At 68.8% G+C, this 8,807-nt stretch carries 8 protein-coding genes; 6 read left to right on the top strand and 2 right to left on the bottom strand.

The features are described 5' to 3' along the window. Positions 1 to 465: 465 nt before the first annotated feature. From ACWDUA_RS17875 to hisG, 4 genes are all read left to right on the top strand, one after another. Positions 466 to 1,926, top strand: coding sequence for a hypothetical protein (locus tag ACWDUA_RS17875; RefSeq protein ID WP_449752339.1), 1,461 nt, complete (start codon positions 466 to 468; stop codon positions 1,924 to 1,926). Between the two features lie 152 nt (positions 1,927 to 2,078). Beyond that, complete coding sequence (locus tag ACWDUA_RS17870) at positions 2,079 to 2,789, top strand: HAD family hydrolase (RefSeq protein WP_449752338.1); 711 nt, start codon at positions 2,079 to 2,081, stop codon at positions 2,787 to 2,789. 6 nt (positions 2,790 to 2,795) lie between these two features. Further along, entirely contained in the window at positions 2,796 to 3,059 is a 264-nt protein-coding gene (locus ACWDUA_RS17865; protein WP_020793679.1) for a phosphoribosyl-ATP diphosphatase, read from the top strand. A gap of 79 nt (positions 3,060 to 3,138) precedes the next feature. Beyond that, positions 3,139 to 3,984, top strand: coding sequence for an ATP phosphoribosyltransferase (hisG, locus tag ACWDUA_RS17860; protein WP_449752337.1), 846 nt, complete (start codon positions 3,139 to 3,141; stop codon positions 3,982 to 3,984). 40 nt (positions 3,985 to 4,024) lie between these two features. On the opposite strand, the gene ACWDUA_RS17855 is transcribed toward hisG, so the two are convergent. Continuing rightward, entirely contained in the window at positions 4,025 to 4,879 is an 855-nt protein-coding gene (locus tag ACWDUA_RS17855) for a thioesterase family protein (RefSeq protein WP_449752336.1), read from the bottom strand. A gap of 233 nt (positions 4,880 to 5,112) precedes the next feature. Between ACWDUA_RS17855 and ACWDUA_RS17850 the strand changes: the two genes are divergently transcribed. Then, positions 5,113 to 6,717 carry a PE-PPE domain-containing protein gene (locus ACWDUA_RS17850; RefSeq protein ID WP_449752335.1) on the top strand — a complete coding sequence of 535 codons (1,605 nt, stop codon included), beginning with the start codon at positions 5,113 to 5,115 and terminating at the stop codon, positions 6,715 to 6,717. Between the two features lie 97 nt (positions 6,718 to 6,814). On the opposite strand, the gene ACWDUA_RS17845 is transcribed toward ACWDUA_RS17850, so the two are convergent. Next, on the bottom strand, positions 6,815 to 7,717 hold the full coding sequence (locus tag ACWDUA_RS17845; RefSeq protein WP_449752334.1) for a RecB family exonuclease: 903 nt from the start codon (positions 7,715 to 7,717) through the stop codon (positions 6,815 to 6,817). Between the two features lie 113 nt (positions 7,718 to 7,830). Between ACWDUA_RS17845 and ACWDUA_RS17840 the strand changes: the two genes are divergently transcribed. Next, positions 7,831 to 8,661 (top strand): tRNA (adenine-N1)-methyltransferase, encoded by an 831-nt coding sequence (locus tag ACWDUA_RS17840; RefSeq protein ID WP_449752333.1) that lies wholly within the window; start codon positions 7,831 to 7,833, stop codon positions 8,659 to 8,661. The last annotated feature ends 146 nt before the right edge of the window (positions 8,662 to 8,807 follow it).

Below are 8,807 nucleotides of genomic sequence, written 5' to 3'. Positions count from 1 at the left end.
ACGGTCGGTGTCGCTTCGCGACAACGTCCTGCTCAATCATCGATGAGAGTTTCTCGGTAGCAGGCTGATTGAACGCCACTTCGGTGGTTGAGCCGTCGAGGAGCGCAGCGACGAGGCGTGTCGAAACCTCTGTCGGCCGGGGTCGGGGGGTGGGCACGTCGGAGGTGGGTGGGGATATTGGCGGGTCGCGGGATTTCGACGGACGGTCGGTGTCGCTTCGCGACAACGTCCTGCTCAATCATCGATGAGAGTTTCTCGGTAGCAGGCTGATTGAACGCCACTTCGGTGGTTGAGCCGGTGAGGAGCGCAGCGACGAGGCGTGTCGAAACCTCTGTCGGCCGGGGTCGGGGGGTGAGCACCTCCGAGGTGGGTGCGGGCACGGCCTGCGCCATCGGACAGCCGGTCGTGGGCGACTCGCAGGAGGTGTCCACAGGGTTCCCAGGTTCGGCGAGCACTGTGGACACCATGACCTCCGTGGAACACACGAGCCCCGTCGGCACGCTGCCGCCGGATCCGGCATCGACCCCCGACACACCGCACGAGACCCCGGCGACTAGCCGGCCGGGCTGGGCCCGGTGGACGGTCCTCGCGGTCGTCGTCGTGGTGGGTCTCGTGGTGCGCTGGCAGTTCCGCGACATCGAGACGATGGACTACCAGGCGTTCCTGAGCCGCTGGTATCAGACGCTCGACACCCAGGGATTCAGTGCGTTCCGCGAACGCTTCGCCGACTACAACTACCCCTATCTGTATCTGATCTGGACCCTGACCGCCCTCGACATCCCGTCGCTGATCGGGATCAAGGCGGTGTCGGTGATCTTCGATCTCGTGCTGGCGTTCTTCGCCTATCGGATCGTCGCTCTGCGGACCCCGCGGTTCTCGTTGCGGGCGTTGGCGTTCGGCGTGATGTTCCTGCTGCCGTCGGTGATCACAAATTCCGCGTGGTGGGGGCAGGCCGACGCGATCTACTCGGCGTTCGCGCTGGGCGGGGTCTACTTCCTGCTCCGCGCACAGCGTGTGGGGATCACCCATCGCGCGTACGTGGCCGACTCTGTGTGGGCATGTGTGTTCTTCGGGCTGTCGGTGTCGTTCAAGCTGCAGGCCGTTTTCGTTCTGCCGGTCCTCGCATGGCTGCTGCTGCGGCGACGCCTGCCGTGGTACGCCCTGGCGGCGATCCCGGCGGTGTTCGCCCTGCTCGATCTACCGGCGATCATCGCAGGCGCCCCGTGGCGGGAGGCGGTGTCGGTGTACCTCGACCAGACCGGCTCCTACAAGCAGCTCACGCTCGGCGCGGCCAACCTCTATCAGTTGATCCCGATCGACGGCGACGCCACCTGGCTGGCCCACCTGGGTATCGGACTGGCGGCCTCGGTGATCGTGGCGTTCCTGGCGTGGTCGGTGTGGCGCAAGCCCCCGGTGACCCCGACGACGACCCTGGTGGTGGCGACGGCGTCGTCGGTGCTGGTGCCGTTCCTGCTGCCGGCCATGCACGACCGCTACTTCTTCACCGCGGAGGTGCTCAGCGTGGTGCTGGCGTTCTATCTGCCACTGCGGTTCGTGATCATCCCGGTGCTGATCCAGGCTGCCGCCATCGGCGTGTATCACTCGTCGCTGAGCGGCGACCAGGGACAGGGATTCGGTGGCGGAGCTCGCACCGGTGCCGGCGGACCGGGTGCCGGCGGACCCGGTGGTGGGGGACCGCGTCCCGAGGCCTCGGCCGGCGGCGGCGCGGCCGGCAACCCCGGCGGTGGGAATCCCGGCGGACGGCAGGGTGGAATGCCCGGTGGTGGCCGATCCGACGGGTACACCTCCGGTCGCGGTGACACCGCGCTGAGCGTGTATGCCGCGATGATGGGGCTGGCGTTGCTGAGCCTGGTATACGCCGTCACCGACACCGTGCAGCGGGCCCGCCGTTCGGTGAGGGCTTGACGTGCGGTGCGGGCCTGACGGCGACCGTCGACGCACCTGGGACACGACCCGCGGCGTGAGCACACCCCTCGCTCCGCCCGCGGAGTGGCACCGCCGCGTTCCGCGGGCGTGACCGCGCCCACTCGATTGGCCCGGGACCGGGTTCGCGGGTGATGATCGGCGTCGTGACCTTCTCCGGCGCGACCTCTTCCGACGCTCTCCGGCTACCGGCCGCGGTCCTGTGGGACATGGACGGAACCCTGCTCGATTCCGAACGACTCTGGGACATCGCGGTCGCCGAGCTGTGCGACCGCAACGGCTTCACGATGAGCCCGGAGCTGCGCGAGGCGACCCTCGGCAACTCGATGCACGATGCCCTGACCAAGGTGTTCGACGCCGCCGGGCTGGCCGCCGCCGCCCGCGACCATGCGGGTGCCGAGCGGTGGCTGCTCGACCGGGTCGCCGAACTGTTCGCCGAGGACCTGCCGTGGCGCCCGGGTGCCCAGGAAGCACTGACGCTGATCGCCGATGCCGGCGTCCCGATGGCGTTGGTCACCAACACGGTTCGGGAACTGACCGACTTCGCCCTCGAGACCCTCGGTCGAGACGTGTTCGCCGCGACGGTGTGTGGCGACGAGGTGACCACCGCCAAACCGCATCCGGAACCGTATCTGCGGGCGGCTCGACTGCTCGGTGTCGACCCGCGCGACTGTCGTGCCGTCGAGGACTCGCCGACGGGCACGATCGCGGCGACCGGCGCCGGATGCGCCACCCTGGTGGTGCCGTCGACCGTGCCGATCCCGCCCGGACCGCTGCGTGACTTCCGCGAAAGTCTGGTCGGGTTGACCCTCGGGGAGCTCGGTCCGGCGGGCGTGCGAGGATAGATACCCGTGAAGACCTTCGACGCGCTGTTCGCCGAGTTGACCGACAAGGCGGAGAAACGACCGGCCGGCAGCGGTACCGTCGCCGCGCTGGACGCGGGGGTGCACTCCCTCGGCAAGAAGATCATCGAAGAGGCCGGCGAGGTGTGGCTGGCCGCGGAGCACGAGTCGGACGAGTCGCTGGGCGAGGAGATCTCCCAGCTCCTGTACTGGCTCCAGGTGATGATGGTCAAACGGGGACTCTCGCTGGAGGACGTCTACCGCCATCTGTAGGCCGCGCACGCCGGTTCGCGGCGCGTGGCCCTGACCCCGCCCTCCTCGTCCCCGCATCTCACATCTCCGGAGAAACCCCATGCTGCGTGTCGCAGTCCCCAACAAGGGCGCGCTGTCGGAATCGGCCGCGTCCATCCTGTCCGAGGCCGGCTACCGCCGCCGGTCCGACGCCAAGGACCTGACCGTCCTGGACAACAACAACGAGGTCGAGTTCTTCTTCCTGCGGCCCAAGGACATCGCCATCTACGTCGGATCGGGGACGCTCGATCTGGGCATCACCGGTCGCGACCTCGCCCTCGATTCCGGCGCCCCGGTCGACGAGGAACTCTCGATGGGCTTCGGCTCGTCGACCTTCCGCTACGCCGCCCCGAACGATCAGACCTGGACCGTCGACGACCTCGCCGGCAAGCGGATCGCGACGTCGTACCCCAACCTCGTGCGCGCCGATCTCGGTTCCCGCGGTATCACCGCCGACATCATCCGGCTCGACGGCGCGGTGGAGATCTCCATCCAGCTCGGGGTCGCCGACGCGATCGCCGACGTCGTCGGATCCGGTCGCACACTGCGTCAGCACGGTCTGGCCGCGTTCGGTGAGATCCTGTGCGACTCCGAGGCGGTGCTGATCAGCCGGACCGGGGTGGAGCCGGCCAAGCACGCCCGGCAGTTCATCAAGCGCGTCCAGGGCGTGGTGTTCGGCCAGCAGTACGTGATGATCGACTACGACTGCCCGCGCGCCATCCTGGAGCAGGCCAGCGCCCTCACCCCGGGCCTGGAGTCACCGACCGTGGCCCCGATGGCCGACCCGGACTGGGTCGCGATCCGTGCGATGGTCCCGCGCAAGAACCACCAGCAACTGATGGACGACCTGTCCGAGCTCGGCGCCCGCGCGATCCTGGCCTCCGACATCCGTTCCTGCCGCTTCTGAGGCGATTCATCGGAAGTGGTGCGGGCCCGGTCCGCTCGGCTCAGCGCCCGTCCAGCAGGGCGGTCTGGGCCGAGCGGCCGATGAATCCGTCGAGATCGTAGAGGTCGGCGAACGACGCACCGAAACCGTCACGGCCGGTTGCCATCTCGGCGTCGATGCCCAACCACTGGCCCCGGGGGACGGCAGTCAGGTGCACGGTGGTGTCGGTGTTCATCCACGACCACTGCCCGGGATCGAGTCGCGTCCCGACACCGTTGGCGACGTCGACGACGGTCATGATCGACTCGAGATCGCTGATCTGCTCGCCCTCGACGAGCCCGACCGCGGGGCGTAACCACACCGCCGCGGTCTGACCGGTGCGGCCCGGCAACACCGCGCAGTGCACTGCGCCGATGAATCCTTCTGTGCCCCAATCGACTCCGAGCGACGGGTCGGCGGTCACGCCGCGCCGGATGTCGAGGTCGTCGGGGAGCGGGTGCAGCGGTGGCAGGGGCTGACCGGTGATCGCGGCGGTGTCGTCGGCGCGCATCAGCCATGCCGAGGCGCGGGCGGCGACGCGATAGCCGCCGTCCGGCCGGCGGACCTCGAGCTCTGCGGTGACCATGCTGATCCGTCGTCCGGGACGCGCCACCCGCGCGCGCACCCGATTGACGTCGAGGCCGACCGCGCCGATCAGATCGACCGTCACCCGGGTGAAGTGCAGGCCGGGATCGGATGCGGTGCGTTCGAGTGCACGCATGAGCAGACCGGTCGGGGGGCCGCCGTGCTGGATGTCTGTCGACCACGGGCTGACGGTTGCCGGCGTCGGCTGGAAGTACTCGTACCCGGTGCCCGCATGCTCGGTGCCGGGCTCGTCGGGAAGGTCGGGAACCGGCAGGTAGAAGGCGTTGTCCACCCGGGTGAGCCTATGTCACCAGGATTTGGGACACGGCCACGGGTGGCTGTCCGTTGATCGGACTCAAAGTGTTCGGCCGATCGGATGAACTGGCCGATCATGAAGCAAATTCACCTGATTGATCCGAGACGATGAATCTCGTTCAGCACCGGGTATGCCCACGTCGAGATCCCGAAGACGTCCCGCTGTGGTGAATCCGCGGTACGACCGTGGTGGATGATGGGGGAGCCCCGATGAATCGGATTCGCAAGACAGTCGGCAGCACCGCCGTCGGCTGCGCGCTGTGCCTCGGCACGGTGGTCCCGACGGCGTTGTCGTCGACCACCGCACTCGCCGCGGGTCTGTCCACCCAGGCGGGCGACGAGCTGGGGGCGACCGGAGTCTTCCGGCCGACGGACGCCTACGTCGCGGGAACCGGCACCCAGACCGACTGGCTGGGCACCGTGCTGCCCGGACTGGACGACTCCACGATTCTGGTCGTCACACCGGGCACCGACGACGGCACGCTCTACGAGCGAATCCGGGTGTTACGCACCGACGATCGGCCCACCTACATCATCGATTACCCCGAGGCCCTCGGTCCGGTGGTGTCGGGGCGGTCCGGACTGCTGCTGCCGTTCACCGCGCCGACCTACGACGAGTCGCGCGACATCGCCGTCGCCAAGAATCTGCAGGCGATGGCGGCGTTCGGCGCGGACTCCGGCGCACCGCATGTGGTCTACACCGGCTACTCGCAGGGCGCGGAGGCGGTGGGCAACGCCGCCGAGCAGGCGGTGGCCTCCGGTGGGATCGACGAGCAACGGTCGACGATCCTGCTCATCTCCGACCCCCGCAGTCCCTGGGGACTCAAGAAGTTCATCGCCCGGAGTCCCGCCGTCGCCCCGATCGCAGGAGCGGTCGGGGCCGAGTCGAACGGCGCCCGCGATCCCGGCTCCACCGGCGATGACCTGGACGTCGTCTCGGTGATCATCGTCGGCGACCCGGTGTCGAACTTCCAGTGGGTCTGGTACCGGCCGGTGAGTTCGCTGGTCGTCGACCTCGCCGGATTCCTCACCATCCACTCGGGCGGCGGCTCGGAGAACTACGGCACCGTCGATCAATTCGGCGAGCCCACCGAACTGCACAGCACCGACGGCAACACCACCTACCTCGTCTACCACACCACGCACCACCCGCTGACCCTGCTCGCCCAGATGATCCTCACCGATATCGGGATCACCCCGAGCGACGCCGACCTCGAGCGCTGGGACAAGGCCAACCATGCCTTCTATCCGCTCCAGGAACCGACTCCGGCCAACGCCGGTGTCCCGGTGGAGAACGGACCCCGAGACGCCGGTTCACGTGCCGCGGCGCCGACGACGGCCGACTCCACCGACAATCCGCCCGTGACGACTCCGGGCGATGCCACCGAACCGGCCGTGGCGCCACCGGTGCCGGAGGGCCCCGGTGGGCGCCACGGCCTGACCGCCGGTCAGGAGCCGACGGTGACGGTGCCGGACACCGACATCTCCGACCGGGACCTCGGTACCGCCGGCGCGGGACGCCATCGCATCATCGGCACCGGACGCCATGCGGCCCCGGAACCGCCCGACGAGACGGCCCCCACCCCGACCGCATCCGACCCGGCCGGCCCTGTCGGGACCCCGGGCGAGAACCCCGACCAGGGTCCGGGGGCGCGCGCCGACACATCGACCACCGCGACCGACGGCGCCGGAGACGACAGCACCGGAGACGACAGCACCGGAGACGACAGCACCGGGGGTCACGGCCCGGCGGGTGGTGGCGATGTGGCCGGCGACAATGCCGGCGCTGGCGGCACCGAACGGCCGGCAGCCTGAATCGGCTCGCCGGTTCGCCCGGTGCGGGTCCCGTCGCCCGAGCAGGTTCGCCGTGGGCGATGGCCTCATCCGTGCCCCCGACCGTGCGACCGTCGGCTCAGAGCGTGAAACCTGGTGGGGGACCTGGGTATTCGGGTATCTCGCCGCCGAACTCCGGGCACCGTGACCGATGCTCACACGTACGACACATCCAGGACTTCTGGGGCCGGAAGTCCCCGGTGGCCACCGCCTGGCGGATCGCCCGCCAGATCGCGGCGAGAGTGCGGCCGAAGCGTTCGAGTTCGTCGCGGTCGGGCTCGTAGGTGAGCACCTGCCCGTCGGACAGGTACATGAGCTGCAGGCGGTGTGGCACGACGCCACGCAGCCGCAGGATGGCCAGGGCGTAGAACTTCATCTGGAACAGGGCCTTGGCCTCATAGGCCTCGCCGGGTGCGCGGCCGGTCTTGTAGTCGACGACGCGGATCTCACCGGTGGGGGCGATGTCGATGCGATCGATGAAGCCGCGCAGACGTACGTCCCCGGTCTCCAGTTCGACGTGTTCCTCGACGACGGCGGCGTCGAAGGCGGTGGGGTTCTCCATCCCGTAGTAGTTCTCGATCAGTTTGTGGGCCTCGGTGAGGAACGCCTCGTGGCCGTCGGCGCCGATGACGTCGGCGAGTGACGGATCCGCCTCACACATCGCCGCCCAGGCACCCTCGACGAGGAAGTCCGCCGACTCGCGGGTGCGCAGCGGTGCGGGCATGTCGAACAGGTTCTCCAGCGCCGCGTGGACCACGGTGCCACGGGTCTGTGCCTTGGTCGGCGTCTCCGGGAAGCGGTCGATCGCGCGGTAGCGATACAGCAGCGGGCATTGCTTGAAATCGGCCGCACGAGACGGTGACAGTGCGAGTGGACGTCCCACCAGACCACGGGTGCCGTCGGGCACGGGAGTGCCGGATTCGGCAGGGGGGCCGGCGGGACCGGTGGACGGGTCGGACCCGGCGGAAACTGCGAACGTCACATTTGGCAGGGTAGGACGGGGCCCCGACACAGCGGGCGCCCGGCGCGCGACGACACGGAAATCCCTGTCACTCGTGAACCATACGTCACCTCAGCCCCGAGAGGAACACTCTGATGCCGTCGACCGGTCCGTTCGTGGTAGGCGATCGCGTACAGCTCACGGACGCCAAGAACCGGAAGTTCACGGTGGTCCTCGAACCCGGCAAGCAGTTCCACACCCACCGCGGTGCGATCTCCCACGACGACCTGATCGGCGCACCCGAGGGCAGTGTCGTCTCGGCCACGAGCGGCACCGAGTACCTCGCCCTGCGCCCGCTGCTCACCGACTACGTCCTGTCGATGCCGCGCGGGGCCCAGGTCATCTACCCGAAGGACTCTGCCCAGATCGTGACCGAGGGGGACATCTTCCCCGGCGCGCGCGTGCTCGAGGCCGGCGCCGGATCGGGGGCGCTCACCTGCTCGCTGTTGCGGGCCGTCGGCGCATCGGGCTCGGTGCTCTCCTACGAGATCCGAGACGACCATGCCGAGCACGCGCAACGCAATGTCGAGACGTTCTTCGGTGGCGCCCCCGACAACTGGCGTCTGGTGGTCGACGATCTCGCCAACATCGGCACCGACGAGCGGTTCGACCGCATCATCCTCGACATGCTCGCGCCGTGGGAGCCGCTCGAGGTGGTCCGGACGATCCTGCAGCCAGGCGGTGTGCTGATCGTCTATGTGGCAACTGTCACGCAGTTGTCACGGGTGATGGAGGCACTTCGGGACCAGGGCTGCTGGACCGAACCCCGTGCCTGGGAATCGATGGTGCGCGAGTGGAGCGCGGTGGGGCTCGCGGTGCGTCCCGAACACAGAATGCAAGGCCACACCGCCTTTCTGATCACCGCGCGCCGACTCGCCGACGGCACCGTCACATTGCGCCCGCAGCGGCGTCCCACCAAGGGGTGAGGCGGGGCTGACCAGCCTCGCCGCACGACGCCGAAACATCGCGCATACGTTGCGAAGACACAGATTTAACACATCCTCAACACCAGTCCTTGCCCGGTACCCGGCCATTCGGCCGTCTGCCCGGTAGCGTGGAGTCACGGCGCAAC

The sequence above is a fragment of the Gordonia sp. NPDC003376 genome (assembly GCF_053589235.1).
This window is presented reverse-complemented; position numbering and strand designations above follow the sequence as displayed.

Excerpts from the sequence above, each read along its gene's own strand:
- ACWDUA_RS17875 (WP_449752339.1), top strand. The coding sequence starts at position 466 with ATGACCTCCGTGGAACACACGAGCCCCGTCGGCACGCTGCCGCCGGAT.
- ACWDUA_RS17870 (WP_449752338.1), top strand. The coding sequence starts at position 2,079 with ATGATCGGCGTCGTGACCTTCTCCGGCGCGACCTCTTCCGACGCTCTC.
- ACWDUA_RS17850 (WP_449752335.1), top strand. The coding sequence starts at position 5,113 with ATGAATCGGATTCGCAAGACAGTCGGCAGCACCGCCGTCGGCTGCGCG.
- hisG (WP_449752337.1), top strand. The coding sequence starts at position 3,139 with ATGCTGCGTGTCGCAGTCCCCAACAAGGGCGCGCTGTCGGAATCGGCC.
- ACWDUA_RS17840 (WP_449752333.1), top strand. The coding sequence starts at position 7,831 with ATGCCGTCGACCGGTCCGTTCGTGGTAGGCGATCGCGTACAGCTCACG.